This is a genomic window from Dyella sp., from assembly GCF_035685885.1.
GTDB lineage: Bacteria > Pseudomonadota > Gammaproteobacteria > Xanthomonadales > Rhodanobacteraceae > Dyella.
Map to the genome: position 1 here is coordinate 17,881 of NZ_DASRZX010000161.1, position 24,941 is coordinate 42,821.

The 24,941-nt window shown below is 66.3% G+C and carries 24 protein-coding genes; 14 read left to right on the forward strand and 10 right to left on the reverse strand.

Annotated elements, in window-relative coordinates:
• Positions 1–12: 12 nt before the first annotated feature.
• A complete protein-coding gene (locus VFG49_RS18165) occupies positions 13–489 on the reverse strand; it encodes a hypothetical protein (RefSeq protein ID WP_324863194.1) in 477 nt (158 codons plus the stop codon).
• Between the two features lie 108 nt (positions 490–597).
• Here VFG49_RS18165 and VFG49_RS18170 point away from each other — a divergent pair, with 108 nt between their 5' ends.
• The 5 genes from VFG49_RS18170 to VFG49_RS18190 all read left to right on the forward strand — a co-directional run bounded on the left by VFG49_RS18170 (position 598) and on the right by VFG49_RS18190 (position 8,511).
• Positions 598–2,730 carry a bifunctional (p)ppGpp synthetase/guanosine-3',5'-bis(diphosphate) 3'-pyrophosphohydrolase gene (locus VFG49_RS18170; protein WP_324863196.1) on the forward strand — a complete coding sequence of 711 codons (2,133 nt, stop codon included), beginning with the start codon at positions 598–600 and terminating at the stop codon, positions 2,728–2,730.
• A 76-nt stretch (positions 2,731–2,806) separates the two neighbouring features.
• Positions 2,807–4,516 carry a hypothetical protein gene (locus tag VFG49_RS18175; RefSeq protein WP_324863198.1) on the forward strand — a complete coding sequence of 570 codons (1,710 nt, stop codon included), beginning with the start codon at positions 2,807–2,809 and terminating at the stop codon, positions 4,514–4,516.
• A gap of 9 nt (positions 4,517–4,525) precedes the next feature.
• Positions 4,526–5,356: an SDR family oxidoreductase gene (locus tag VFG49_RS18180; RefSeq protein ID WP_324863200.1), complete on the forward strand. Its 831-nt coding sequence runs from the start codon at positions 4,526–4,528 to the stop codon at positions 5,354–5,356.
• Positions 5,357–5,647: 291 nt separating this feature from the next.
• The gene (gene mrcB, locus VFG49_RS18185; protein WP_324863202.1) at positions 5,648–7,975 is read left to right on the forward strand and encodes a penicillin-binding protein 1B; all 2,328 of its coding nucleotides are present in this window, start codon (positions 5,648–5,650) and stop codon (positions 7,973–7,975) included.
• Between the two features lie 2 nt (positions 7,976–7,977).
• A complete protein-coding gene (locus tag VFG49_RS18190) occupies positions 7,978–8,511 on the forward strand; it encodes a tetratricopeptide repeat protein (RefSeq protein WP_414649182.1) in 534 nt (177 codons plus the stop codon).
• A 337-nt stretch (positions 8,512–8,848) separates the two neighbouring features.
• On the opposite strand, the gene VFG49_RS18195 is transcribed toward VFG49_RS18190, so the two are convergent.
• On the reverse strand, positions 8,849–9,226 hold the full coding sequence (locus VFG49_RS18195; protein ID WP_324863206.1) for a VOC family protein: 378 nt from the start codon (positions 9,224–9,226) through the stop codon (positions 8,849–8,851).
• A 74-nt stretch (positions 9,227–9,300) separates the two neighbouring features.
• Here VFG49_RS18195 and VFG49_RS18200 point away from each other — a divergent pair, with 74 nt between their 5' ends.
• Positions 9,301–11,232 (forward strand): ATP-dependent DNA helicase, encoded by a 1,932-nt coding sequence (locus VFG49_RS18200; protein WP_324863208.1) that lies wholly within the window; start codon positions 9,301–9,303, stop codon positions 11,230–11,232.
• Positions 11,233–11,313: 81 nt separating this feature from the next.
• On the forward strand, positions 11,314–11,688 hold the full coding sequence (locus VFG49_RS18205) for a VOC family protein (RefSeq protein ID WP_324863211.1): 375 nt from the start codon (positions 11,314–11,316) through the stop codon (positions 11,686–11,688).
• On the opposite strand, the gene VFG49_RS18210 is transcribed toward VFG49_RS18205, so the two are convergent.
• Together VFG49_RS18210 and VFG49_RS18215 are read right to left on the reverse strand one after the other, a co-directional pair.
• Positions 11,685–12,494, reverse strand: a complete 810-nt coding sequence (locus tag VFG49_RS18210) for a helix-turn-helix transcriptional regulator (protein WP_324863213.1) — start codon at positions 12,492–12,494, stop codon at positions 11,685–11,687. The genes VFG49_RS18205 and VFG49_RS18210 overlap by 4 nt on opposite strands.
• 56 nt (positions 12,495–12,550) lie before the next feature.
• Entirely contained in the window at positions 12,551–12,922 is a 372-nt protein-coding gene (locus VFG49_RS18215) for a nuclear transport factor 2 family protein (RefSeq protein ID WP_324863215.1), read from the reverse strand.
• Between the two features lie 201 nt (positions 12,923–13,123).
• Here VFG49_RS18215 and tsaB point away from each other — a divergent pair, with 201 nt between their 5' ends.
• The 4 genes from tsaB (at position 13,124) to VFG49_RS18235 (ending at position 17,853) form a co-directional block, all read left to right on the forward strand.
• Positions 13,124–13,813 carry a tRNA (adenosine(37)-N6)-threonylcarbamoyltransferase complex dimerization subunit type 1 TsaB gene (gene tsaB / locus VFG49_RS18220; RefSeq protein WP_324863217.1) on the forward strand — a complete coding sequence of 230 codons (690 nt, stop codon included), beginning with the start codon at positions 13,124–13,126 and terminating at the stop codon, positions 13,811–13,813.
• A gap of 240 nt (positions 13,814–14,053) precedes the next feature.
• On the forward strand, positions 14,054–14,614 hold the full coding sequence (locus VFG49_RS18225) for a (2Fe-2S)-binding protein (RefSeq protein WP_324863357.1): 561 nt from the start codon (positions 14,054–14,056) through the stop codon (positions 14,612–14,614).
• On the forward strand, positions 14,614–15,612 hold the full coding sequence (locus tag VFG49_RS18230; RefSeq protein WP_324863219.1) for a xanthine dehydrogenase family protein subunit M: 999 nt from the start codon (positions 14,614–14,616) through the stop codon (positions 15,610–15,612). Before VFG49_RS18225 ends, VFG49_RS18230 begins: the two co-directional genes overlap by 1 nt.
• 15 nt (positions 15,613–15,627) lie before the next feature.
• Entirely contained in the window at positions 15,628–17,853 is a 2,226-nt protein-coding gene (locus VFG49_RS18235) for a xanthine dehydrogenase family protein molybdopterin-binding subunit (protein ID WP_324863221.1), read from the forward strand.
• 15 nt (positions 17,854–17,868) lie between these two features.
• Here the strand turns inward: VFG49_RS18235 and VFG49_RS18240 are convergent, their stop codons facing one another.
• Positions 17,869–18,246, reverse strand: a complete 378-nt coding sequence (locus VFG49_RS18240) for a helix-turn-helix domain-containing protein (protein ID WP_324863223.1) — start codon at positions 18,244–18,246, stop codon at positions 17,869–17,871.
• Between the two features lie 113 nt (positions 18,247–18,359).
• On the opposite strand from VFG49_RS18240, the gene VFG49_RS18245 reads away from it, so the two are divergent.
• Complete coding sequence (locus tag VFG49_RS18245) at positions 18,360–19,106, forward strand: glucose 1-dehydrogenase (RefSeq protein WP_324863225.1); 747 nt, start codon at positions 18,360–18,362, stop codon at positions 19,104–19,106.
• A gap of 109 nt (positions 19,107–19,215) precedes the next feature.
• Positions 19,216–19,614, forward strand: coding sequence for a DUF302 domain-containing protein (locus VFG49_RS18250; protein WP_324863227.1), 399 nt, complete (start codon positions 19,216–19,218; stop codon positions 19,612–19,614).
• Here VFG49_RS18250 and VFG49_RS18255 read toward each other — a convergent pair.
• Entirely contained in the window at positions 19,595–20,104 is a 510-nt protein-coding gene (locus VFG49_RS18255; protein ID WP_324863229.1) for a hypothetical protein, read from the reverse strand. The genes VFG49_RS18250 and VFG49_RS18255 overlap by 20 nt on opposite strands.
• Before the next feature lie 53 nt (positions 20,105–20,157).
• On the reverse strand, positions 20,158–21,183 hold the full coding sequence (locus tag VFG49_RS18260; protein ID WP_324863231.1) for a YeiH family protein: 1,026 nt from the start codon (positions 21,181–21,183) through the stop codon (positions 20,158–20,160).
• Positions 21,184–21,269: 86 nt separating this feature from the next.
• On the opposite strand from VFG49_RS18260, the gene VFG49_RS18265 reads away from it, so the two are divergent.
• The gene (locus VFG49_RS18265) at positions 21,270–22,148 is read left to right on the forward strand and encodes a LysR family transcriptional regulator (protein ID WP_324863233.1); all 879 of its coding nucleotides are present in this window, start codon (positions 21,270–21,272) and stop codon (positions 22,146–22,148) included.
• A gap of 243 nt (positions 22,149–22,391) precedes the next feature.
• Here VFG49_RS18265 and ptsP read toward each other — a convergent pair whose 3' ends face one another.
• The 3 genes from ptsP to VFG49_RS18280 all read right to left on the reverse strand — a co-directional run bounded on the left by ptsP (position 22,392) and on the right by VFG49_RS18280 (position 24,929).
• Entirely contained in the window at positions 22,392–24,122 is a 1,731-nt protein-coding gene (gene ptsP / locus VFG49_RS18270) for a phosphoenolpyruvate--protein phosphotransferase (RefSeq protein WP_324863235.1), read from the reverse strand.
• Between the two features lie 152 nt (positions 24,123–24,274).
• A complete protein-coding gene (locus tag VFG49_RS18275) occupies positions 24,275–24,544 on the reverse strand; it encodes an HPr family phosphocarrier protein (RefSeq protein WP_324863237.1) in 270 nt (89 codons plus the stop codon).
• Positions 24,537–24,929, reverse strand: a complete 393-nt coding sequence (locus VFG49_RS18280; protein WP_324863239.1) for a PTS fructose IIA subunit family protein — start codon at positions 24,927–24,929, stop codon at positions 24,537–24,539. Before VFG49_RS18280 ends, VFG49_RS18275 begins: the two co-directional genes overlap by 8 nt.
• Positions 24,930–24,941 lie beyond the last annotated feature (12 nt).

The following is a 24,941-nucleotide window of genomic DNA, read 5'->3' on the forward strand; positions in this document are numbered from 1 at the left end:
CGCCGGCACGGGTCAGTGGACGCGCTTGACGCTCACCGAGTCGTTGCAATCTTCGACGTACATGAGCCAGTTGCCGAACAGGGACGGCTTGATCTTGACCTTGGGATTGTCGATCTGCGGGCAGGCATGCGAGGTCGCGTCGGCCTGCTTCCAGGTCTGGCCGTTGTCCAGCTCGTATTGCCCGTGGCCGCTGAAGCCCTCGAACGAGCCCTTCAGTTTGGCCTCCACCGCCGTGCGCTTCTCGCTGTCGGGATAGAAGACCGGCTTGCCGCCCGCGTCGACCATTTTGGTGACGACCTTGCCGTGGCCGCTGAGCCAGGTGTCGAGATTCTTCAGTTCGTCCGCGGAAAGCTTGTCCAGGCCGGCTGCCTTGAACTCTTCCGGCGTCATGCGTTGTTGCAGCGGCACGTACTGATCGGCCGCCAAGGCCAGGGCAGGGATGGCTAGGGCGACACTCAACGACAGCGGGAGCAGGCGTGCCAGACGCATGAGACTCTCCTCGAACGGTGGGGAAACATCGCTGGCGCAGCATACACGGCATGAACCGCCGGTTCATGCGAAGGGCGGGCACAAGGCTGCGTGGACTAGAATGACGCCATGGTCCAAGCCGCCCTTTCCACCCGCCCGGGCCTCGCCGCGTGGCGCGAACATGCTGGCAGCGTCCCGCCCATGCTGGGCGAGGCGCTGGATGCGTGCGCGCCGCTGCCGGTGAATCAGGCGGAATGCACCGACGTGCTGGACCTGCTCGCCATGCTCGGCTGCGATGCGCAGACGCAGGCCGCGGCGCTATGGTTCGAAATGGCGCGCATCGATCCTGCGTCGTGGGCGAAACACGAATCGGCGCTGCCCGCAGAACTTCAGCGTCTCGTCGGCGGGCAGCTTGCTGCCGAACGGGTGTGGGCACTGCATGCGCAGCACGGCGCCGATCACGGTGCGGAAGGCCTTCGTCGCCTGTTGCTGGCGATCATCCGCGATCTGCGCGTGGTGTTCATCCTGCTCGCGCGCCAGCTGGCGCACATGCGCACGGCCAGCACGTGGACCGATGACGAGCGGCAGCCGCTGGCGCGCCTCACGCGCGATATCCACGCACCGCTGGCCAATCGCCTGGGCATCTGGCAGCTCAAGTGGGAGCTCGAAGACCTGAGCTTCCGCTACCTGCAGCCAGACACTTACAAGCGCATCGCCAAGTTGCTGGACGAGCGCCGGGTCGATCGCGAGGAATTCATCCGCGAATCGCTGGAGGCGTTGCATCTCGCGCTGGAGGCCGCCGGCATCCGCGCGGAACTGGCGGGTCGGCCGAAGCACATCTATTCGATCTGGAAAAAGATGCAGCGCAAGTCGCTGGAGTTTTCCGATCTCTACGACATCCGCGCGGTACGCGTGCTGGTCGACAGCGTGGCCGACTGCTATGGCGCGCTCGGCGTGGTGCATACGCTGTGGCCGCACCTGCCCGGTGAATTCGACGATTACATCGCCCGGCCCAAGGGCAACGATTACCGATCGTTGCATACGGCGGTGATCGGGCCACGCGGCAAGACGCTGGAAGTGCAAATCCGCACGCACGAGATGCATCGCACCAACGAGCTCGGCGTGGCGGCGCACTGGCGTTACAAGGAAGGCGGCACGGGCGACAGCGAGTTCGAGGCGAAGATCGCCTGGATGCGCCGGTTGCTGGAGCCGCGTCCGGACAGCGAGGGCGATCTGGCGGCGGAGCTGCACACCGAACTGCTGGAAGATCGCGTCTACGTGCTCACGCCCAAGGGCGAGGTGGTCGATCTTCCGCATGGCGCCACCGTGCTCGATTTTGCCTATCACGTGCACACGGAGGTCGGGCATCGCTGCCGCGGCGCCAAGGTGAATGGCCGCATCGTGCCGCTTACCTTCCTGCCGAGCAGTGGCGATCGCGTGGAAGTGCTGACCGCCAAGGTGGCCGAGCCCAGCCGTGACTGGCTGTCGCCGCACCATGGCTATCTGCACACCTCGCGCGCGAAGGAAAAGGTGCGCGCGTGGTTCCGGCGCATCGCGCACGATGCCAACCTTGCGGCGGGCCGCACGATCTTCGAAAAGGAAATCCGCCGGCTCGCACTGCCGCAGGCCGACCTCGGCAAGCTGCCCGCGCATTTCCATCTGAAGACGCACGACGAACTGCTGGTGGCGCTGGCGCTGGGCGAGATCGCGCCGGGCCAGATCGCTCGCGTGCTGCAGGAAGCGGCCGCGCCTCCCGCGGCATTGCCGTCCACGGCCGCCACGCCGCCGCGACCTCAACCGCGCGACCACAGTGCGCTGAGCATCGAAGGCGTGGGCAACCTGCTGACCACACTGGCGCGCTGCTGCCAGCCGCTGCCCGGCGACTCCGTTCGCGGTTTCGTCACCAAGGGGCGTGGCGTGTCGGTGCATCGCGCCGACTGCATCAGCCTGGCGAGGCTGGCGCGGCGCGACCCGGACCGGGTCATCGACGTGGAATGGGGCAAGGCTTCCGCGCAGGCCTACGAAGTCGACATCGAGCTCCACGGCTACGACCGCAAGGGCTTGCAGAAGGATGTCACCAGCCTGATCAGCAACGCCGGCACACACATCATTGCTTCGTCCAGCCGCGTGTTCAGCCGCACCGGCGAGGTGGAGATGCGTTTCACCTTGCGCGTGCGCGATTTCGAACAACTCTCCACCCTGCTGTCACGCCTGGTGGCACTCCCCAACGTGGTGGACGCCCGCCGCGTCAGCGCCGGCTGAACGTCGCTCGCCGGAAGACGGGCCGGCGGCTGGCGCGATGCTAAGCTGCCTGCGTTAGAGGCCATCCTCCATACCCATGAACGGACGCAAAGACCAGCACGACCACGGGACCGGCCGCACCGAGCCCACCCTGGGCAACCTCGACAATCTCGATGGTCCGCCGCCGAAACAGCCGGCCGACGACGGGCTGCCCAGGTTCACGCTGGACCCGGAGATGCGCCGCGCGGCGACGTCGCGCCCGCACGCCGTCCGGCCTCGCCGTCGCGGCTGGCTGGTGCCGATCGCGTTGCTGGTGGTGATCGGCGTCTGCACGGCGTTGTGGCTGGGGCAGGATCGCCTGCGCGGCCTCGTGCCCAGCACCGAACTCGATGGCGTGCTCGGCCGCGCCGAAACCGCATTGCAGGAAGGACGTCTGGACGGCAATGACGGCAGCAGTGCGCGCGAGCTGTTCGAAGCCGCACGGGCGCTGCAACCTGACAACGATCGTGCCCGCGATGGCCTGCGTCGCGTCGGGCAGGCCGAGGTCGCACGTGCTGACGCCGCCTTGCAGGCGGGCAAACTGGATGAGGCGGATCAGGCCGCGTCTGCAGCACGCGAACTGCTGGGTGGTGGCAGCGATGTCGATCGCCTGACCCAGGCCCTGGCGACGGCGCGCAACGGTTCGGTACATGCCGATCATCTGGTTGAACAGGCACAGCAGGCGCTGGATGCCGGCAAGCTCGATGGCGAGGATGGCGCGGGCGCGCTCTATCGTCGGGTGCTGGCGGCCGATCCCACCAACGCCGTCGCGCTGCACGGACTGGACAAAGTGGCCGATGCGCTGGCCGGGCAGGCACGCAAGGCGCTCGATGCCGGCGATCGTGCAACGGCGTCCGCGCTGGTGGACAAGGTCGCCGCACTGCTGCCCAGTTACGGCGAGCTGCCGTCGCTGCGCGCTGCATTGGTTCAGGCCGACCAGCAAAGCAATGGGCAGGTGGACGATCTGGTGAAGCAGGGCCAGGAGGCGCTGCGGGCAGGACGCATCGTTGGCGAAGGCGACGACACCGCGTTGTCGCGCTTCAAGGCCGCACTGGCCGTCGACCCCAACAATGCCGACGCGAAGACGGGACTGGGCCAGGTGGCGCAGGCGCTGATCGTGCAGGCCAATGCCGCGCTCGATGGCGGCGATGCCGCGCATGCGCGTCAGCTGCTGGACCAGGCCGCGACGCTGGCACCACGCTCGGCAGAGCTGGCGGCGGCGCGCGCGCGCATGGGCGATACGCGCAAGACCTCGGCGGCGGCACAGGTAGCCAGCGACATTGCCGAGGACCAGGCCGAGAACCTGCAGCATCCCGCGCTGACCCCGCAGCAAAGCGCGGAGCTGGCCCGCACCATCCAGCGCGCCGACAGTGCCGCGCACCAGGGCAAGCTGATGCTTCCGCCGGGCGAGAGCGCCTATGACCTCTACCGGCAGGCGCTCGCGGTGGACGGCAACAACGAGGCGGCGCGCCGTGGCCTGGAAAGCCTGCCCAACCTTGCCATCGGCCAGTTCAACCAGGCACTGGCGAGCGGCAATCTTTCCGCGGCCGCCAATCGCCTGGCCGATCTCAATGACCTGTCGCCCGGTGGCACGGGCCAGAACGAACTTCGCCAGCGGCTCGCCAGTGCCTGGATGGATCAGGCCGAGCAGCAGCTGCAGAGCGGCGATCGCGGCGGCGCCGCGCAGTCGCTGGACAGCGCGCGCAAATTGGCACCAGGCAACCCGCGCCTGGCCACGCTGATGGCCCGCCTGCAGTCGGGCGGCTGAGGCTCACCGATGACCATCCTGGTGTTCGGCGCCAGCAGCCAGATAGGCCGCTTCCTCCTTCCGCGCCTGCGCGACCGTGGCGAAACCGTCATGGCACTCAGTCGCCAACCCCGACCGGCCCAGCCGGGCCTGAGCTGGATGCAGGGCACGTTGCCCGACGAGGTGCCCGATGTCGGGCGTCCGCTTGCCGTCATCAGCTTCGGTCCGCTGCTTTCGTTTGCGACATGGCTGTCCAGCGTGACGCTTTCACCGGGCACGCGAGTGATCGCCACCAGTTCGATGAGCGCGGAGTCCAAGCAGGATTCGGACGTCCCTGCCGAACGCGCGCTCTCCCAGTCGCTGCGTGATGGCGAAAACGCGCTGGCCGCGGTGTGCGAGCGCCAGGGCGCCTTGTGGTCCATCTTCCGCCCGACACTGATCTATGGCGCGGGCCTGGACAAGAGCCTCACGCCGATCGCGCGGCGTGCGATGCGACTGCGGGTGTTTCCGCTGCCGGCGGGTCGTGGGTTGCGCCAACCGGTGCACGCGGACGACATTGCCGCGGCGGTCGTGGCCGCGCTGGATCACCCCGAAGCGGCGGGCCGCATTTTTCCGCTGGGCGGCGGCGAGCGCATCACAGCGGGCGAAATGTTCGCGCGCGTGCGGCGCAGCCTGCCGGTGACGACGCTGCCGGTGCCGATCCCGACAACTGCCCTGCGCCTCGGGCGTCACGCGGTGCCGCGCCTGCGCGGCCCGCTGGCCCGCCTGGAGGCCAATCTGGTGGCCGACAACACTGAGTTGGAGCGTCTGCTGGGGATCTCGCCACGGCCGTTCCGTCCGGATGCCGCCTGCTGGGGCTGAGTAGATCTTCCGTAGGAGCGCACCCAGTGCGCGATTGCCGTGCGGCGTCGCCAACCGGTCGCTTTGCCGTTGGTCTACTCCGGCGACTGCCCCGCCCGTGGTGCTCCGGGGGATAGGCCTGTCGCGCACTGGGTGCGCTCCTGCATAGCGATGTTTCAGCGCCCCTACAGGTCTTGCGGCCGCCCGCCAAGTGCCCGCAGACAGCCACAAACCGCGGCCTGCGTTCAGATGCCCGCCGGTTAACAGGCCCTATGATCGCCGGGCCTCCTTCCTGTTCAGGATTCTCCCTCTTTGGCCTTCTTGACCCGCCTTCGTTCGTTCGCCAGCGCTGTCTGGCCCTGGGTGCGCATTCCGTTCTGGATCTGCATGGGTCTGCTGTTCGGCTTCGTGCTGCCCTACACGCTGGTGCTGAACAAGCGCGTGCAGGATCGCTTCAACGACCTCGTCTTCGCGGTGCCCACCCGCGTCTATGCGCGCCCGCTGCCGCTTTCGGCGGGTACGCCGATGACGTCGGCGGCGCTGGAGCTGGAGCTGACCTTCGCCGGCTACAGCAACGACAGACACGGCCAGGTGGCCGGCACCTGGGCCAAGGAAGGCAGCAGCTACAACATCGCCTCGCGCGGTTATGCCGGCCCCGATGGCGGCGAAGTACCCAAGCATGTGCGCATCGCCTTGGGCAAGGCTCAGGTGGTCGGCGTGAAGGACCTGGCCACCGGTAAATCGCTGGAGATCACGCATCTCGATCCGGCGCGTATCGCCACCCTGTACGGCTCGCAGCAGGAGGAGCGCCGCATCGTGCGGCTGGCCGATGTGCCGCCGCTGTTGCTGAACGGCCTGCAGGCGGTCGAGGATCGCGACTTCAAGCATCACTTCGGCATCGATCTCACGGCCATCCTGCGTGCTTCCTTCGCCAACCTGCGCGCGGGCCACACCGTGCAGGGCGGTTCCACGCTCACCCAACAGCTGGTGCGCAACCTGTTCCTGGATCGCGAGCAGAATTTCACGCGCAAGTTCAACGAAGCGCTGATGTCTATCCTGATCGAGGCGCACTACGACAAGAGCCGCATCCTGGAGGCCTACGTCAACGAGGTCTTCCTGGGACAGCAGGGCAGCCAGGCCGTGCACGGTTTTGCCGCCGCGTCGGAGTTCTACTTCGGCCGGCGCGTGGAAGATCTCAAGCCGCAGGAAATGGCATTGCTGATCGGCATGGTGAAGGGGCCGAGCTACTACGACCCACGCCGTTACCCTGATCGCGCACTGTCGCGCCGCAACCTGGTGCTCGACCAGTTCGTCGAAACGGGGCTGATCGGCCCGGACCAGGCGGCTGCGTACAAGTCCGCGCCGCTGGGCATCGTCAGCAACGGCCAGTTGCCGCACAATCGCTTCCCGGCCTTCATGCAGCTGGTGCGCGCTCAGATCACCAGCGATTTCGACGACGACTCGCTGTCCAACGGCAACCTCAGCGTGTTCACCACGCTCGATCCCGCCGCGCAGCTGTATGCCGAGCAGGCCATCACCAGCACCGCCGGCAATCTCGGCAAGCGTGGCGAGGCGGCGCAGGCTGCGGCCGTGGTGACCGAGGCCAAGACCGGCGCGGTGCTGGCCATCGTCGGCAGCAAGACGCCGGGCGACCAGGGCTTCAACCGCGCCATCGATGCGCGTCGCCCGATTGGCTCGCTGATGAAGCCGCTGGTCTATCTGGTGGCGCTGGCCAATCCGGAGCGCTGGAATCTCGGCAGTCCGGTGGAGGATTCGCCGATCAGCATGCGCCAGCCCGATGGCAGCTTCTGGACGCCCAAGAACGATGAAGGCGATGTGCACGGTTCCGTGCCGATGGTCGATGGCCTGGTGCACTCGTGGAACCTGGCGACGATTAATCTCGGCATGACCGTGGGCGTGCCGCGCATCAAGGCATTCCTGGAATCGTTCGGCCTCACCGACGTCAACCCCAGCCCGTCGCTGCTGATCGGCGCTGAGGATATGTCGCCGCTGCAGGCTGCGCAGCTCTACCAGTACATTGCCGCGGACGGACACGCGCTGCCGCTGCTGGCGGTGCGCGGCGTGGTCGACAACAAGGGCCAGACCATCAAGCGTTATGAAGTGAAGACCGGAGCGGGTGAATACCAGCCCGCGGTGCGCCTGGTGACATGGGCGATGCAGCAGGTGGCGCGCACCGGCACGGCGGCGTCGATCGGCAGCTCGGGCCTCGCCTACCTCAATGCCGCCGGCAAGACCGGCACCAGCAACGACATGCGTGACAGCTGGTTCGCCGGCTTCACCGGCGATCATCTGGCGCTGTTCTGGATGGGTCGCGACGACAACAAGCCGAGCGGCCTGTACGGTGCCACCGGCAGCCTGCGCGCCTGGCAGGAGCTGTTCAAGAAACTGCCCACCCGCCCGCTGTCGGCGGCGCCGGGCGACGGCCTGGAAATGGCCTGGATCAACACCGCCGACGGCAAGCGTTCGGAAGAGGGCTGCGAGGGGGCGCGGCAATTGCCGGTGGTCGCCGGTACACTTGGGCAGGACGCTGAAGGCTGCTTCTGGCAGCACGTCGGCAATATTTTCGGCGGCGGTGATGCCTCTCCCGCGCCGGCCTCCTCCGCACCCGTTCGAGATTGACCATGTCCCGTCGCCCCCTTCGACTCATCGCCGTTCCCGCTTCGCTGGCCGTTGCCCTGCTGGCCGCGTGCAGTCAGCCCAGCGTGCCCGCGGCCCAGGCCACGCGTCCCACGGTGTCCGATGACCAGATGCTGGCCACCATTCGCGCTGCGGGCGACAAGGAAAAGTCGGCCATCGACGTGAACCCGCTGCGCGACCCGGGCGTGGCCGCGCTGCAGGACGCTGCCGATGGCGACCTGCGCACCGGCAAGTACGACGCTGCAGCCACCAAGCTCGACCAGGCGCTGAAGATCAGCCCCGATTCGCCGGACCTGCTGCAGGATCGCGCCGAACTGGCCATCCATCAGAAGGATTACCCGCGCGCCGAACAGCTTGCGCATCGTTCGTGGGAGCTGGGCCCGAAGCTGGGGCCGCTGTGCGCACGCAACTGGCAGACCATTGTCGAACTGCGCCAGCGCGCGGGCGACGAAGCAGGCGCAGCGACGGCCACCAAATCGCTGACCTCATGCCACGTGGAAGGCCTGCAGCGTTATTGAGCCACCATAGCGTTCCGCCTGGTCTCGTGTGGTGGGAGCGCACGCTGTGCGCGGCCGCAGAGGTTGGCGTAAACGCAATGAAGGTTTTTGCGGAAGCCCGGATGCAATGGCACGGGCTCTCCAGGATTTGCCCTTGAGGGATGCTCTCGCGCACTGGGTGTGCTCCTACAAGGGGCGCGCCCAGTACGCGATTGCGGCGTCCGGGTGCCGTGCGGTTTTGGGCTTTCGTGGTAGTCAAAGAAACTTGCATCTGCGATCTGCACCATCCCTAAGGGACGGGCTTTTCGCGCACTGGGTGCGCTCCTACAAAGGCCGCCTCGAGATTTGGCCGATGGCGTCAGCGCCGGCGCTCTTCCATCAACCCCACCAGGTTGCCGTCCGGATCGCGCAGGAAGGCCAGCCACAGCGTGTGGTCGGAAAGTTCGGCGGTGGCGCGGGGCTCATGCTCGCCCATGGCGCCGCGGTTGAGCAGGGCGGCGAAGCTTTCCTGGATGTCGTCCACGCGGAAATAAAGGATCGAATTGCCACCGACACTGCCGGCGCCCTGCGGCGTGGACAGCATCAGGCGCACGCCGTTGGCATCGAGGAATGCGAGGTTCGGTGCAGGGCGGAACAGGAAAGGCAGTTCCAGGATGTCGCGATAGAACGACAGCGCGGTGTCGACGTCACTGACCGTGATGGCTATCTGGCCGATGCCGTGGATGGGCGAGGACATGGCGATGCTCCGCATGGGGCCATCACCAGTCTAGGGCATTCGCGGCGACGGCGAAGCTCGGCCATACTTGCCTGATGATCGATCACGAGGACGTTGCCGCGCTGCTCGGCACGGAAGGCCCGTTCGCCCGCGAGCTGCCCAATTTCGCTCCGCGCGCGGCCCAGCAGGCAATGGCGCGTGCGGTGCAGCACGCCATCGGCGAACGAGAGACGTTGATTGCCGAAGCCGGCACCGGCACCGGCAAGACCTTCGCCTATCTCGTGCCCGCGCTGTTGTCGGGCGAACGCGTGATCGTGTCCACCGGCACCAAGGCGCTGCAGGACCAGCTCTATTTCCGCGATCTCCCGCGCGTGCGCTCGGTGCTGGATACGCGGCTGAAGACCGCGCTGCTCAAGGGGCGCTCCAACTACCTGTGCCTGTATCGCCTGGACCAGACCGTGCGCGAAGGCGCCACCTTCGATCGTGCGCAGGCCTCGCAGCTCGCCGCGATCCGCGCGTGGTCGGCCAGGACGCGTCGCGGCGACCGCATGGAACTGGCCGAAGTGCCGGAAGAATCACCGATGTGGCCGCGCGTCACTTCCACGCCGGAAAACTGCCTCGGCGTGGAATGCCCGTTCTACGACGACTGCCACGTGGTGAAGGCACGCCGCGAGGCGCAGGAAGCGGATCTGGTGGTGGTCAACCATCACCTGCTGTTTGCCGACCTTGCCTTGAAGCAGGAAGGCTTCGGAGAAATTTTGCCGGGCGCGCACGCTTTCATCCTCGACGAGGCACACCAGATTCCGGAGCTCGCCGGCCAGTTCTTTTCCCAGAGCATCAGTGCGCGGCAGTTGACCGAGCTGGCGCAGGACAGCTTGCACGAATGCAACGGCGTCACCGGCGCTATCGGCCTGGTGCTGGAGCCGGTGGAAGCGCTCAACGACGCTGTGCGCAACCTGCGCCTGGCGATGGATCCGTTGCCCGAGCGCGGGCCGTTCCATCTGCTGGAAGCCAGCGATGCCGTCAACGCGTCGTTGCATGACACGCGCGAGGTACTGGCCGCGCTCACCGACGTGCTCGCCTCGCAGGCGGAGCGTTCGCGCGGTTTTGCCAACGCGCACGAACGCGCAGCGCATTTGAGCGAGTGCCTGGACCGCATCGCCGAACGCGAGAGCGAACGCGACGTGCGCTGGTTCGAGTTGTTTCCGCGCGGCTTTGCACTGCATGCCACGCCGCTCGATCTCGCTGCGCCCCTGCGTGCCATGCGCGAGCAGACACAGGCGGCGTGGATACACACCTCGGCCACGCTGTCGGTGGCGGGCAGCTTCGATCATTTCGCGCGCCAGCTCGGCCTGGAAGATCCGCAGACGCTCCATGTCGACAGTCCCTTCGACTACGCGAAGCAGGCGCTGTGCTATTTGCCTGAAGGCTTGCCTGATCCCTCCGCGCGCGATTACACCGACCGCGTGCTCGACGCCGTGCTGCCGGTGTTGCACGCCTCGCATGGCCGTGCCTTCCTGCTGTTCACCTCACATCGTGCGCTGCGCCGAGCAGCAGACCTGTTGCGTGAACGCGTGCCCTGGCCACTGTTCGTGCAGGGCACGGCACCGCGTCATCGCTTGTTGGAAGAATTCCGTGCCAGCGGCCATGGCGTGTTGCTTGGCGCGGCGAGTTTCTGGGAGGGCGTGGACGTTGCGGGCGAGGCGCTGAGCGTGGTGGTGATCGACAAGCTGCCGTTCGCCTCACCCGATGATCCCGTGCTGCAGGCACGCCTGGAGGCACTGGAGCATGCCGGCATCAATCCCTTCATGGGCTGGCAGGTGCCCAGCGCGGTCATCGCCTTGAAGCAGGGTGCCGGACGGCTGATTCGCGATGTGCACGATCGCGGCGTGCTGGTGCTGTGCGATCCGCGTCTGACCACCAAGGGTTATGGACGGCTGTTCCTCCATAGCCTGCCGGCGATGCCGCGCACGCGTTCGCTGGCGGACGTGCAGGCGTTTTTCGGTGACGATCCGCCGCCGACCTGAGGCCGGCCACATGGCCAGTGGACGTCTGCTGCGGCCGGCGTCACCATGCCGGGCGGCGCAATCGATCCGGAGAGCAGGGACATGGCCAAGGTCATTGGACTGGGCGGCATCTTCTTCAAGGCACGCGATCCCAAGGCGTTGGCGAGCTGGTACGCCACGCACCTGGGTCTGTCGATCGAGGGATGGGGTGGCACCCGCTTCGACGAAGACGAGCAGCGCGCCGGCTATACCGCGTGGTGCCCGTTTGCCGAAGACACCACCTACTTCGCGCCCAGCACGCAGCCCTACATGATCAACTACCGCGTCGATGACCTCGATGCGCTGCTGGCTCAGCTGCGCGCTGCGGGCGTGCAGGTGGACGACCGCGTCGAGGACAGCGAGTACGGTCGCTTCGGCTGGATCATGGACCCGGAAGGCACGCGTATCGAATTGTGGCAGCCGCCTGTCGCGGGCTAGCGCTCGCTTTCGGCCATCTCGCGTAGCTGCCGTGCCGTCGCCTCGTCGGCGGGCACGAACGCTTCCAGCGCGAGTTCGGCCAGCGTCACATCCATCGGCGTGCCGAACACCGTCGTCGTGCTGAGCATCGAGAGCACGACGTCACCTACGGCCAGTTCCATCGGAACGGCGATCGCGTCCGGTGACGCCGTGTGTGTTGCTTCCCCGCCGGGATAGCTGCGCAGCTCGCGCAACAACTCGGCCAGCTCGGGGTCTTGCGTGGCGTCGATCTGGCATCGCAGGCGTTCGAGCAGATGTGCGCGCCACGCCGGCAGGTTGCGGATGAAAGGCGCCAGGCCCGACGGATGAAGGCTCAGCCGCAGCACATTGATGGGCGGCCGCAACCACTGCGGATCGAGACCGGCGAGCAGTCGCTGCGTGGCGCGATTGCTGTCGACCAGTTGCCAATGACGATCCACCACCAGCGCCGGATACGGTTCGAGTCCCTGCAGCAGCAGGCGCATCGTGTCGCGTACCGAGGCAAGCGCAGGATCGGCCATGCCTCGCTCGCGATAGACCGGCGCGAAACCCGCCGCCATCAGCAACTGGTTGCGCTCGCGCAGGGGAATTTCCAGGTATTCGGCGAGTTTCACGATCATGTCGCGACTCGGCTGTGCGCGACCCGATTCCATGAAGCTCAGGTGCCGCGTGGAAATCTCCGCGCCGCTGGCAAGATCCAGCTGACTGAGGCGTCGATGGCGCCGCCACTCGCGCAGCAGGTCGCCGATCGGGCGCGGCGGTGTCGAACGCTGGGCAACCGTGCTCATGCAGACTCCAGGCGTGGGGCGGCGCCATCTTCCCACGCGCCGCCGCCCCGCGCGGTTCATGCCGCTTGCGGCACCTTGTCGAGGAAGCCGAACACCTGACGGATGCGGCCGTCTTCCAGTGATGCCACGTCGAAGCCGATCACCAGCGGTTCGTCCGCGCCGGGTGCTGCCAGGTGCCAGTGGAAACGCAGCGTGTCGTGGTGCGCGTCGACCGGTCCGGCAAGCGAGAAACGATGACCGGGGAACATGCCCTGCACGGCCACGATGGTCGCCTCAATGGCGGGCCAGCCGCTGGCGTCGACCATCGGGTCGGTGTAACGGGCGTGCTCGTTGTAGACATCTTCGACCAAGCTGCGGCGGCGCAGTGCGTCGGTCTCGTTCCAGCTGGCGATGTAGCGCTCGGCCAGTGCGTGGGCGTGGGTGGTCATGGTGGTTCTCCTCGTCATTGGGTTTGGGTCCACTTTGCGGCCGGCCCCGCGCACAGGCGATTACCCGGGAGGTAATGGATCGATGGCCCGCCTTTGCCATGCCTTGGCCATGGTTTGTCGCCGCAAGGCCCGCGCAGCGGCGGATGCGGCGACAAACCATGAGGTGTCCGCGGCCACGCTTGCCGCTACCATGGTGCAGTCATGAACCTGCTTGCCCTCGAAACCTCAACCGAAGCCTGCTCCGTCGCCCTCATCCACGGCGACGAGGTGATTGCGCGCAGCGAAATAGCACCGCGCCGCCATGCCGAACTGGTGCTGCCGATGGCCGACGCCCTACTGGCGGAAGCGGGCCTGGGCCGGCACGCGCTGGATGCCATCGCCGTCGGGCGCGGACCAGGCGCTTTCACCGGCGTTCGCCTGGGCATTTCGCTGGCGCAGGGCATGGCGCTGGCGCTGGACGTGCCGGTAATCACCGTGTCCTCGCTCGCCGCGCTGGCGCTGGAGGCGCCGGAGGACGATGCGGCCATCCTCGCCGTGATCGACGCACGCATGGGCGAGATCTACGCCGCCAGCTATCGCCGCGATGACAACGGCGGCCTGATCGCCCTGGATGCCGAACGCGTATGCACGCCGGCGTCGCTGGTGCTGCCGGAGCAGCCGGGCTGGCATGTCGTGGGCACGGGCTGGGGTACCTACGCCGACGTCATCGGCGTGCATCTCACCGGCATCCTGCACAGTGCGCAAGGCGTGTGCTATCCGCAGGCTCGCCACGTGGCCGAACTGGCTGCGCGCGAATTCGCCGAAGGCCGCACGTTGGCGCCGGAGCATGCGTTGCCCGTCTACCTGCGTGACAAGGTCGCCCTGACGCTGGTGGAGCAGGGCAGGGCCTGATCGCGGCCCTCACGTGAAGCAAGCGCATGGTCCTGCACGCGGACCTCACGCGACGCTGATTTTTCCGGTGGCATCCTCGCACGCCTCACAAGGCGTCACGCCGCGTTGCGACAAGGACTTCATTGCGGCCGCGCCTGCCAGCGGGAGCGCGCCATGGCCGAAGAGAAGCAGGTTCCCTCGCCCTTTTCCGGGCACGGGATGTTCCAGCCGGGACGGCGCACCTTCCTGCAGTTCTGCGGGATGGCCGGCGCGGCGTCCGGCCTTGGGTTGCCGCTGAGCACGCAAGCGGCGGTTGCCGGGGCTGCCGCACAGCTGGTCGATGGCCACGAATATCAGGTCACCGTGCACCTGAAGGTCAACGGGCACGCACAGACGCTGCGTGTTGATCCACGCACGTCGCTGCTGGATGGGCTGCGCGAGCACCTGCAACTCACGGGCACCAAGAAAGGATGCGATCACGGGCAGTGCGGTGCCTGCACGGTGCTGGTGAATGGCCGGCGGGTGAATGCCTGCCTGAGCCTGCTGGCGATGCACGAAGGCGATGAGATCACCACCATCGAGGGCCTGGGGCAACCGGGCAAACTGCACGCCATGCAGCAGGCGTTCCTCGACCATGACGGTTACCAGTGCGGTTATTGCACGTCGGGGCAGATCATGTCCGCGGTCGGCATGCTGAAGGAACCCTGGGGCGCGACCGACGCCGAGGTGCGCGAAGCCATGAGCGGCAATATCTGCCGCTGCGGCGCGTACCCAAACATTCTCGCCGCGATCCAGCAGGCGCGCAAAAGCGGAGGTGCGTGATGGAGCCGTTTGCCTTCATGCGCGCCAACGACACGGCTTCCGCCATCAAGGCCGGCTCCCGCGCCACCACGGCGCAGCAGGGCGCGGAAGTCCGCTTCGTGGCGGGCGGCACCACCCTCATCGACCTGATGAAGCTCGATGTCGAACGGCCTGCCCAGGTCGTGGATATCAACCATCTGCCGTTGGCGCAGGTGGAGCGACTTCCCGATGGCGGGCTGCGCATCGGTGCGCTGGTGCGCAACGCCGATCTCGCGCGGCACCCCGAGGTGGTGAGCGGTTATCCCGTGCTTTCCGAAGCCCTGCTATCGGGCGCGTCCGGGCAGTTGCGCAACATGGCCACCACCGGCGGCAATCTGCTGCAGCGCACGCGGTGCGTGTACTTCCGCGATACCCACATGCCATGCAACAAGCGCTCGCCGGGCAGCGGATGTTCCGCGCGCGAAGGCTACAACCGCGGTCTGGCGATTCTCGGCACCAGCGAGCACTGCATCGCGACCAATCCTTCGGACATGAATGTCGCGCTCACCGCGCTTGAAGCGACCATCGTGATTCGCGGCGCGAAGGGCGAAAGGCAGGTGCCCATCGCCGATTTCTTCCTGTTGCCCGGTGAAACACCCGAGCGCGAAACCGTAATGCTTCCCGGCGACCTCATCACCCATGTGCTGTTGCCCGCACCCGCGCCGGGCGTGCGTTCGCATTACCTCAAACTGCGCGATCGCGCGTCGTACGAATTTGCGCTGGCGTCGGCGGCCGTGGTGCTGGGCATGGATGGCGGCGTGATCAGCCACGCACGCGTGGCGCTGGGCGGCGTGGGCACGCGGCCATGGCGTTCGCCGGAGGCGGAAGCGGCGCTCCAGGGCAAACCGGCTGCCGCCACGACGTTTGCTGCAGCGGCGCATGCCGCCGTGCGTGATGCGCGACCGCAGAGTCAGAACGGTTTCAAGGTGGAACTGGCGCGCCGCTGCCTCATGTCGGCGTTGGCGACGGTGGCGGCCTGAGACGGGAGAACGAGCATGTCCGATGCTTCCACGGTGACAGCCTTGCCCGTCGTCGGGCGCGACACGGTGCGTGTGGACGGCCCGCTGAAAGTCAGCGGCACGGCGCGCTACAGCTCCGATCGCGTGCTGCCGGGCATGCTTTACGCGGTGCCCGTGAGTGCGACGGTGGCCACCGGGCGGGTGGAATCCATCGACGTGCAGCAAGCCTCGTCCATGCCCGGCGTGCGCAAGGTCTATACGCACGACAACATCGGTCGTTTCTATCGCATGCCCAAGTCCAGCAAGGCGCGCATCGACGAACGGCGTCCGCCGCTGGAGGACGATGTCATCCGCTATCACGGACAGTATGTGGCGCTGGTGGTGGCGGATACCTTCGAGCATGCGACGGCCGCCGCGTCGCGCGTCCAGGTGACTTATGCCGATAGCACGTCACCGGACGTTAGTACGAAGCTGGCGTCCGACGAAACATCGAAGCCCGACACCGAACGCGGCGATCCGGACAAGGCCTGGTCATCTGCTGTCCTGAGGATCGATCAGACCTATTCGACGCCGGCGGAAACGCACAATCCGATCGAGCTGCATGCCAGCGTGGCCGTGTGGGATGGCACGCGCTTCACGCTCTACGAAACCACGCAGGCGGTGATGAACCATCGCGAGGCCATGGCGCAGATGTTGGGCGTGCCAACGGAGAACGTGCAGATCATCACCGAGTATCTGGGCTCGGGTTTCGGCGGCAAATTGTGGCCCTGGCCGCACTCGTTGCTGGCGGCCGCCGCCGCGCGCGACCTTGGCAAGCCCGTCAAGCTGGTGGTGACGCGCCGCATGATGTTCCACAACGTGGGGCATCGGCCGCAGACGCAGCAGCGCGTGCGGCTGGGCGCTACCCGCGAGGGAAAACTCGTCTCGCTGCAACACGATTACCTGTACCACTGCGCGCGTGGCGCGGATTACAGGGAGAACTGCGGCGAGGCGACAGGCTTCATGTACAGCACGCCCAACCTGCGCGTGATCGGCAAGGCCGCATACCGCGATGTGTCGCCGGCAACGTCCATGCGTGGTCCGGGTGCAGTGCCCGGCCTCTATGCGCTGGAATCGGCGATGGACGAACTTGCCGTGGCGGCCAGCGTCGATCCGGTGCAGCTGCGTCTGCTCAACGAGCCATCCATCGACGAGAGCAAGAACGTCCCGTTTTCGTCGCGGCATCTCAAGGAAAGCCTTACCGTCGGCGCTGAGAAATTCGGTTGGGCCAAACGCCGTGCCGGCGTGGGGTCCATGCGCGAGGGCGACGCCATCCTTGGCTGGGGCGTGGCGGCCTGCAGCTGGATCGCCGAACGCTGGGCGGCCGAAGCCAGTGTGATGTTCAACGCCGACGGCACCGTGCGCGTGGCCAGCGGTACGCAGGACATCGGCACGGGCACGTACACGGTGATGGCGCAAATGGCGTCCGAACTCACCGGTGTGGAGCTGAGTCGCATACGCGTGGTGATCGGCGACAGCAACTTGCCGCCGGGTCCTATTTCGGGTGGCTCGATGGCTACAGGTTCGTTGGTGCCTGCGGTCGCGCAGGCAGCGCGCCAAGCCATCGAGCGCCTGCTGGCGGCAGCCAGCGAGGACAGCGCGCACTTCAAGGGCGTCGACGCAAGCCAGCTCGTCTTTGCGCAAGGCAAGGTGCAGCGCAAGGACGGCAGCGGCGCGCGGTCTTTCGAGGACGTGCTGTCGTCGGCGCGACTGAGCCATGTGGAAGGGCGGGGCAAATCCGACGGCACCTTCGGGCAGAAGAACAAACCGTATTCCACGCATTCGTTCGGCGCGCATTTCGTGGAGGTGACGTGGCGGCCGCATCTGGCGCGCCTGGCCGTGCGACGCGTGGTAACCGTGATCGATGCCGGGCGTATCGTCAATCCGTTGACCGGCCGCAACCAGATTGAAGGCGCCATCACGATGGGCGTCGGCATGGCGTTACTGGAAGAAAATCACTATGACCCGCGCAACGGCATGGTGGCCAACAGCAACGTGGCCGACTACATGATGGCGACGCATGCGGATGCGCCCAGCATGGATGTCGTTTTCCTGGATTATCCGGACACCGTGCTCAATGAAATGGGTGTGCGTGGCATCGGAGAAATCGGCCTGGCAGGTTTCGCGGCCGCCACCACGGCGGCGGTGTATCACGCCACCGGCGTGCGGGTGCGCGACCTGCCGGTGCGCATCGAGGACCTGCTGGCTTCTTCGGTGAGCTAGCGCGAAGGCTGGCGATCAACCAACGCGTGACCGAGCAGCAGACTTGCGCTTGGCCGGTTTCGACTGCCCGGACTGGATCGCGTGTGCCTGCAGGATGGCCGGCAACAAGCCGGGGAAGCGCTGCTCGATTTCCGCGCAACGCGTGGTGTTGAGCATCTCCACGCCGCGGCGCTCGCTGCGGATCAGTCCGGCTTCGCGCAGCGCGCGAAAATGCTGCGACAGGGTCGACTTCGGGATGCAGCGGTCTTCCATCTGCAGGAACGCCGAACAGCTGTTGGCGGCATCCGCGCAGGCCAGCTGCGCGTAAATGGTCGCGCGCACGGGGTCGGAAAGCGCATGCAGGATGCCTTCGACGGTGACGTGCTCGATGGAGGGGTGGGTGAGCGGCCTCATGGGGCCATTTTAGCAGCCCTTGAAAATTAGTTCATAAGTTCGTATGTTGCGAACTATGGAAGTTAAGGACTTCCAGGACTGACCCTTTCCAACCCTCCCCATCAGGACCCGTCATGAGCAAGCTCAAAGGTAAAGTTGCCGTTGTTACCGGCGCCTCCAAGGGTATTGGCGCCGCCATCGCCAAATCGCTGGCCGCCGAAGGCGCCTCCGTCGTCGTGAACTACGCCTCCAGCAAGGCCGGCGCGGAGACTGTCGTCGGCGACATCACCAAGGCCGGCGGCAAGGCCGTCGCCGTGGGCGGCGATGTTTCCAGGGCCGGCGATGCCAAGGCGATCGTCGATGCCGCCGTGAAGGCCTTCGGCCGCCTCGACATCCTCGTGAACAACTCCGGCGTCTACGAATTCAGCCCGCTGGAACAGATCACCGAGGAACATTTCCACAAGCAGTTCAACGTGAACGTGCTCGGCCTCCTGCTGACCACGCAGGCGGCAGCGCCGTACCTGGGCGAAGGCGGCAGCATCATCAACATCGGCTCGCTGGTGACGCGCATCGTGCCGGAAACCAGTGCCGTCTACACGGGCACCAAGGGCGCAGTGGATGCCATCACCGGCGTGCTTTCGCGCGAGCTTGGCCCGCGCAAGATCCGGGTCAACGCGGTGAATCCGGGCATGGTGGAGACTGAGGGCACGCACACGGCGGGCTTCATCGGTTCCGACTTCCACGCGCATGCGGTGTCGCAGACCCCGCTGGGGCGGATTGGCCAGCCGAACGACATTGCTTCCATCGTCACCTTCCTGGCCTCGGACGACTCGTACTGGCTCACCGGCGAGCATCTCTTCGCTGGCGGTGGCGTGCGCTGAGCAGATCGAACGCATCCCGCGTATGCGGGGTGCGTTCCGATGCGCGGGCTTGACGCCAACGGGCGGATGATCAGCCCTTTCGCTGTCCCCGCAGCGAGGAGGGCGTCCCATGGCATTCCCGGCAACCGAAAAAGGCGTCGTGCTGCTGCGCGCGGCACAGGATGTGCCACATACGATCGACAAGCTCAAAGCCTTGTTCGCCGAGCATGGCATCAGCGTTTTTGCACATATCGACTTCAGCAGCGATGCGGCGCAGGCAGGCATGAGCATGCGGCAGGAACAGCTGCTGCTGTTCGGCAATCCGAAGAGCGGCACGCCGCTGATGCAGGCGGAGCCGCTGGTCGGCCTGGATCTGCCGTTGAAGGTACTGGTCTGGGACGACCCTGCCGGCGCAACGTGGATGGCCTCCAACAGCGCCGATTACATCGTGCAGCGCCACGGATTGCCGCAAGCCTCAGCATCCGCGTTGCAAGGTGCCCTGTCCTTGCTCAACCAGTTGGCGCTGTAACACCTTCGCGATAGATCACGCGCCCGATCCAGTTGCGCTGGCGACGCGCCACCCGCGAGGCGGCGTCCTCATTGCCGAAGCTCGCCGGCACCTGCTCCAAGCGCGCGGGATCGACATCTTCCAAGGTGTGCACGTTCACAACGGCGTGCAGCTTTCCTTCGACGTCGCAAAGGACAACGGTAGGGACGCCGCAGCGCGCGCAGGTCAGGAAGGATGCGGTGTGTGTGCCGAACGTATAGCGCGAGAGTTGCGAGGCATCGCGCACATCCACTTCCAGCGCGCCTTCGGGGGTGCCGGTCCAGACCGCGCCATGCTTGCGGCAGAAGCTGCAGTCACAGGCGCGCGCGGGTATCCGTTCCGGGTCCGGTTCCCATGCGAGGCGATAGGCAATGTTGCCGCAATGGCATTGGCCGTGCAGGAGCATGGGGAACTCGCGCGTATCGCAGCTGGCGGATGCGTTGACCTTAGCCGTCGCGATGAACAGGCTCAAGTGCAAGGTTTTGCATCATGCTTTCACGGTCACGGAGCGTGGTCGCGGGAGTCTCAGAGCTGCCCGATCACGAGCTGCACCAGCAAACTGCTGGTCGATACGGCCGCCCATACGCCCAAACCGAGCAGGATGGGTCGCGCACCGGTCGAGGCCATCTTGCGCAGGTTCGCCGAAAGGCCGATGGCGGTGAGCGCCACGATGATCAGGAATTCCGCCGCCATGTGCAGCGCGGGCTGGATGGCCACCGGCACCAGGCCCACGGTGCGAGCCGCAGATGCCACCAGGAACCACAGGATGAACCAAGGGAAGATGCGGCTCAGACTGAAATCCGCGGCGCCTTGCTTCTTCTGCTTCCACGCGGTGACCAGGGCAAGCGCGAGGCAGATGGGAATGATCAGCGTGGCGCGGGTCAGCTTCACGATGGTGGCGTAGTCGCCTGCCTGCTTGCTGAAGCTGTAGCCCGCGGCCACCACCGACGAAGTGTCATTGATCGCCGTGCCGGCCCACAGCCCAAAGCCCAGGTCCGACAGATGCAATACATGCCCCAGCAGAGGGAACAGCAGCACGGCGACCAGGTTGAACAGGAAGATGGTCGAAATGGCGAAAGCGGTGTCGTGCTCGTCCGGCTTGATGATGGGCGTGACCGCGGCGATGGCCGATCCGCCGCAGATGGCCGTGCCCACGCCAATCAGAATCTTCAGCTTGTCGTGCACGCCCAGCGCACGGCCAAGCAGCCATGCGGCGAGGAAGGCCACCGTGATCGTCACCAGCGTTACGGACAACGATTCCAGTCCCGTCTTCGCCACCTGGTCGAGGCTGAGGCCAAAACCCAGCGCAATGATCGACCACTGCAGCACCTGCTTGCCCGCGAACTGGATGCCTGGCGTGAAGGTGCCGCTGGGTGAAAACGCATTGCGCACCACGATGCCCAGCACGATGCCGAACACCGGACCGCCGATCAACGGCAGCCACTTGCCCAACCCCAGCGCGACCAGGGCCACGACAACCGCCAGCAGCAGGCCGGGGGCCCGCTGCGAAAGGGTGGGGGATGCCTGGGTGGCGACGGTGGCGGCGTTCATGAGGATCTCCAGCAATGGCCGCATTGTCCTCCTGGCCTTCCATCAAGAAAACTTTGAATTATTGATGCGTGCTATAAGATCACTTGATGATCAACATCAGCCCCCGCCAGCTCGAGGTGTTCGTGCAGATTGCCCGCCTTGGCAGCGTGCGTTCCGCCGCCGAAGCGCTGCACCTCACCCAGCCGGCCGCAAGCATGGCGCTGGCCGAAATGGAACGTCAGCTCGATGCTCCGGTGTTCGCCCGTGAGCGGGGACGCCTGCGGCTCAACACCCGAGGCCGCGAACTGTTGCCGCTGGCGCAGGAGCTGTTGGAGCGCTATGCGGAATTTGGCCGTGTGGGCGAGGGCCAGGCGCATGCACTCGGTGGCGAACTGCGCGTCGGCGCGAGCAATACCGTAGGCAACTACCGCGTCGGCGAGTTGCTCGGCGATTTCGTGCGCGAGCATCCGCATGTCTCCGTGCGTCTGCGTGTCTCCAATACGTCGGAGATCGTGGCCGCCATGCTCGATCACGAACTGGAACTGGGCTGCGTCGAGGGGCCGGTGGCGCATCCATCGCTGGAAGTGCGGCCATGGCGCGACGACGCGCTGGTGGTCTGCGCCTCGCCGGATCACCCGCTCGCCCGCAAACGGCGATTGCAGCCGGCGGACTTTGCCGGTGCGCGCTGGGTCTTGCGAGAGCCAGGCTCGGCCACGCGCAGCCTCAGCGAACGTGCCCTGGCAAGCCTGCCGCCCGGCGAAACGGTGCTGGAGCTGGACCAGGCCGAAGCGATCAAGCAGGCCATCATCGCCGGGCTGGGCATCGCCTGCGTTCCCGAAGTGGCGGTGATCGATGCCGTAGCAGCGGGGCGGCTGAAGGTGTTGCGCACGCCGTTCCTCGACCTGCAGCGAAAGTTGTCGCTGCTGCTTCATCGCCAGCGCTATCGCGGCGCATTGATCGAAGCCTTCCTCGCCAGCGCGAGTTGACCGCTCTTTAAGCCGATGCGTGCCGTCTCCTTGTAGGAGCGCACCCAGTGCGCGATGCGCGCCTCTTCGGTTCGGCGCGACGCACTCTTGCGCGACACGGCCATCGCGCTCTGGGTGCGCTCCTGCAGGGATAGTCGATCGGCATTCAACGGTTGTCGCCGCGCCGTTGTGGGAGCGCACCCTGTGCGCGACAACCTCTCGCGCAACACTGCAATCGCGCGCAACGTCCGTTCAAAAAAACGTCTAACCCGTGATCGAAGCCAGCAACGCTTCAGCTTCCTCATGCGTGCGTGCGCGCAGGATGCGCGGTGCGTGGGCGCGCAACGTGGCATGGTCCAGCGCCGCGAGGCGGTCGCGCACGTGCAGAAGCTGGCTGGGATGCATGCTGAATTCGCACAGCCCCAATGCCAGCAGCAACGAAGTGAAGTTGGTGTCGCCACCGATCTCGCCGCAAAGGCTTACGGGCTTTTTCGCCCGCCGTCCTTCGGCGATCACATAGGACAGCAGCCGCAGCAGCGCCGGTTGCAGCGGGTTGTAGATGTTGTCCAGCGCGTCGTTGCCACGATCGGCGGCGAGCACGTACTGGGCCAGGTCGTTGGTGCCGATGGCAAGGAAATCCGCATGTTCCAGCAGCGCGCGCACGTTGATGGCAGCGGCAGGCACTTCGACCATTGCGCCGAGCTGCAGCTTTTCCGGCAGGTCGATGTTCTCGCGTTTCAGCTCCTGCCGCGCGAGCTTGAACAGCGTGCGCACCGCGATGAGTTCATCCGGCTGCGTCACCATCGGTACCAGCACGCGCACCGGCCCATAGCAGGCGGCCCGCAGGATGGCGCGGATCTGCGTGGAGAATACCGCCGGATAGCGCAGCGACAGACGCACGCCGCGCACGCCCAGCGCCGGGTTGTCTTCGCCGCGCAGCACCAGGCCCGCGGCATCGGCCTTGTCGGCGCCCAGATCCAGCGTGCGGATGGTGACGGGCAGGCCGCCCATGCCCAGTACGAGGTCGCGATAGGCGTTGAACTGCTCGTCCTCGGTGGGCAGGCCCTTCTGGCGAAGGAACAGGAATTCGGTGCGATAAAGGCCCACGCCATCGGCGCCGCGCGAGCGGGCCATGGCGATGTCGGCGGGCATTTCCGCATTGGCGAACAGCTTGATGTCGATACCGTCGCGCGTGCGCGTCGGGGCATTGGCCAGCGTCGCCAGGCGACGGCCTTCCTGCGCGGCTTCGCGCTGCCATGAGCGATAACGCGCAAGATCCTGTGCGGTGGGATGCACCACGGCCTCGCCGCGCTCAGCATCGAGCAGGATGAGGTCGTCGTCGTGGATGGTGGACAGGGCATCGCGCACGCCCACCAGCATCGGCAGGTCGAGGCTGCGAGCCAGGATGGCGCTGTGCGAATACGCACTGCCCGAGCTGGCCACCACGCCAAGCAGGCCTGCGCCAGCGAGGTGCGCCATGTCCGCCGGCGCGATGGTGTCGGCGATCAGGATCTCGCCGACGCGCGCGGCAAGCTTGCGTTCCTCGCGACTGGTCTGGCGTTGCAGGGCAGAGATGACGCGATTGATGACCTGGTCGACGTCTTCCTTGCGCGAACGCAGGTACGGGTCGTCCATGGCCTCGAACACGGCAGCGAGGCGGTCGCGCTGCTTCTTCAGTGCCGCGCCGGGACGGTAGTGGCCGATGCGCACCAGGTCGTCCAGGCCGCGCAGCAGCTCCGGATCGTCCAGCAGCAGGCTGTGCGCGTCGATGAATTCATTGACCTCGCGCGCCAATGCGCCGTGCAGTTTCCCGCGCAGCTCGCGCAGTTCCTGCCGGGCCGTCTCCAGCGCGCGGTGCAGCTTGGCCAGTTCGACATCGATTTCGTCTTCGTTGAGCGGACGGGTATCGACCAGGTAGCGGCTGGGTTGCACCAGGCGCGCGCGGCCCAGGGCCATGCCCTTTGCCGCCGTCGTGCCTGACAAGATCTGCCTCATGCATACCCTCCGTGGCGAAATGGCCCGTGCGGCCATGGTTGGCGCCGGCATCCCGCCAACGCGAATCCCGTCCGGAGAAGATCGCACGACGCACCAAACCGGGCCGTGAATGCGGCCTCAGGTTGCAACGTTCGGGCGATCTTGCCTGTCACTCAGGTTCCTTCGTCGAACTTGCGATTGAAAAGGTCGACGACGGCGCTGATGGCCGACGCTTCGTCGGGGCCATCGGCGCGTACGGTCAGCGGAGTTCCGATGCCTGCCGCCAGCATCATGACGCCCATGATGCTTTGCGCATTCACCTCGCGCCCCTTGCTCACCAGCCATACCGTCGACTTGAAACCCTGCACCAGCTGCACCAGCTTGGCGGAAGCGCGGGCGTGCAGGCCCAGTTTGTTCGAAACAACTATCTCTTGTTCAAGCATGATCGATGAAGATTCCCCCGCGGCCGCCACTGGCCGCTATTTCCGCTAGCTCATCCAGCGGTTTTTCTGCGTAATTGAGAACGCGCAACAGCATCGGCAGGTTGAGTCCCGATACGCAGCGCAGCCGCACGCCCAGTGCACCCAGCGACAGGCCGATGTTGCAGGGCGTTGCGCCATACAGGTCGGCCAGCACCAGCACGCCGTCGCCCTGGTCGAGTTCACGTGCGTGCCTGGCCGTCAGCGTGCGCATGACGTCGGGATCGGCCTGCGGCGGCACCTCCACGGCATCCACCTGCAAAGGCAGCTTGGGCAGCACGTGATGGGCCGCCGAAATCAGCGCCTGACCGACCGCTTCGTGCGTCATCAGCAAGATTCCGACGCTCATGACGGCGTGCCA

Excerpts from the sequence above, each read along its gene's own strand:
- VFG49_RS18245 (WP_324863225.1), top strand. The coding sequence starts at position 18,360 with ATGAGCAAGCTCAAAGGTAAAGTTGCCGTTGTTACCGGCGCCTCCAAG.
- VFG49_RS18195 (WP_324863206.1), bottom strand. The coding sequence starts at position 9,226 with ATGTCCTCGCCCATCCACGGCATCGGCCAGATAGCCATCACGGTCAGT.
- VFG49_RS18225 (WP_324863357.1), top strand. The coding sequence starts at position 14,054 with ATGGCCGGCGCGGCGTCCGGCCTTGGGTTGCCGCTGAGCACGCAAGCG.
- VFG49_RS18275 (WP_324863237.1), bottom strand. The coding sequence starts at position 24,544 with ATGCTTGAACAAGAGATAGTTGTTTCGAACAAACTGGGCCTGCACGCC.
- VFG49_RS18215 (WP_324863215.1), bottom strand. The coding sequence starts at position 12,922 with ATGACCACCCACGCCCACGCACTGGCCGAGCGCTACATCGCCAGCTGG.
- VFG49_RS18165 (WP_324863194.1), bottom strand. The coding sequence starts at position 489 with ATGCGTCTGGCACGCCTGCTCCCGCTGTCGTTGAGTGTCGCCCTAGCC.
- VFG49_RS18265 (WP_324863233.1), top strand. The coding sequence starts at position 21,270 with ATGATCAACATCAGCCCCCGCCAGCTCGAGGTGTTCGTGCAGATTGCC.
- VFG49_RS18170 (WP_324863196.1), top strand. The coding sequence starts at position 598 with ATGGTCCAAGCCGCCCTTTCCACCCGCCCGGGCCTCGCCGCGTGGCGC.
- VFG49_RS18200 (WP_324863208.1), top strand. The coding sequence starts at position 9,301 with ATGATCGATCACGAGGACGTTGCCGCGCTGCTCGGCACGGAAGGCCCG.
- VFG49_RS18250 (WP_324863227.1), top strand. The coding sequence starts at position 19,216 with ATGGCATTCCCGGCAACCGAAAAAGGCGTCGTGCTGCTGCGCGCGGCA.
- ptsP (WP_324863235.1), bottom strand. The coding sequence starts at position 24,122 with ATGAGGCAGATCTTGTCAGGCACGACGGCGGCAAAGGGCATGGCCCTG.
- VFG49_RS18230 (WP_324863219.1), top strand. The coding sequence starts at position 14,614 with ATGGAGCCGTTTGCCTTCATGCGCGCCAACGACACGGCTTCCGCCATC.
- VFG49_RS18205 (WP_324863211.1), top strand. The coding sequence starts at position 11,314 with ATGGCCAAGGTCATTGGACTGGGCGGCATCTTCTTCAAGGCACGCGAT.
- VFG49_RS18280 (WP_324863239.1), bottom strand. The coding sequence starts at position 24,929 with ATGAGCGTCGGAATCTTGCTGATGACGCACGAAGCGGTCGGTCAGGCG.
- VFG49_RS18260 (WP_324863231.1), bottom strand. The coding sequence starts at position 21,183 with ATGAACGCCGCCACCGTCGCCACCCAGGCATCCCCCACCCTTTCGCAG.
- VFG49_RS18175 (WP_324863198.1), top strand. The coding sequence starts at position 2,807 with ATGAACGGACGCAAAGACCAGCACGACCACGGGACCGGCCGCACCGAG.
- VFG49_RS18235 (WP_324863221.1), top strand. The coding sequence starts at position 15,628 with ATGTCCGATGCTTCCACGGTGACAGCCTTGCCCGTCGTCGGGCGCGAC.
- VFG49_RS18180 (WP_324863200.1), top strand. The coding sequence starts at position 4,526 with ATGACCATCCTGGTGTTCGGCGCCAGCAGCCAGATAGGCCGCTTCCTC.
- tsaB (WP_324863217.1), top strand. The coding sequence starts at position 13,124 with ATGAACCTGCTTGCCCTCGAAACCTCAACCGAAGCCTGCTCCGTCGCC.
- VFG49_RS18190 (WP_414649182.1), top strand. The coding sequence starts at position 7,978 with ATGTCCCGTCGCCCCCTTCGACTCATCGCCGTTCCCGCTTCGCTGGCC.
- VFG49_RS18210 (WP_324863213.1), bottom strand. The coding sequence starts at position 12,494 with ATGAGCACGGTTGCCCAGCGTTCGACACCGCCGCGCCCGATCGGCGAC.
- VFG49_RS18240 (WP_324863223.1), bottom strand. The coding sequence starts at position 18,246 with ATGAGGCCGCTCACCCACCCCTCCATCGAGCACGTCACCGTCGAAGGC.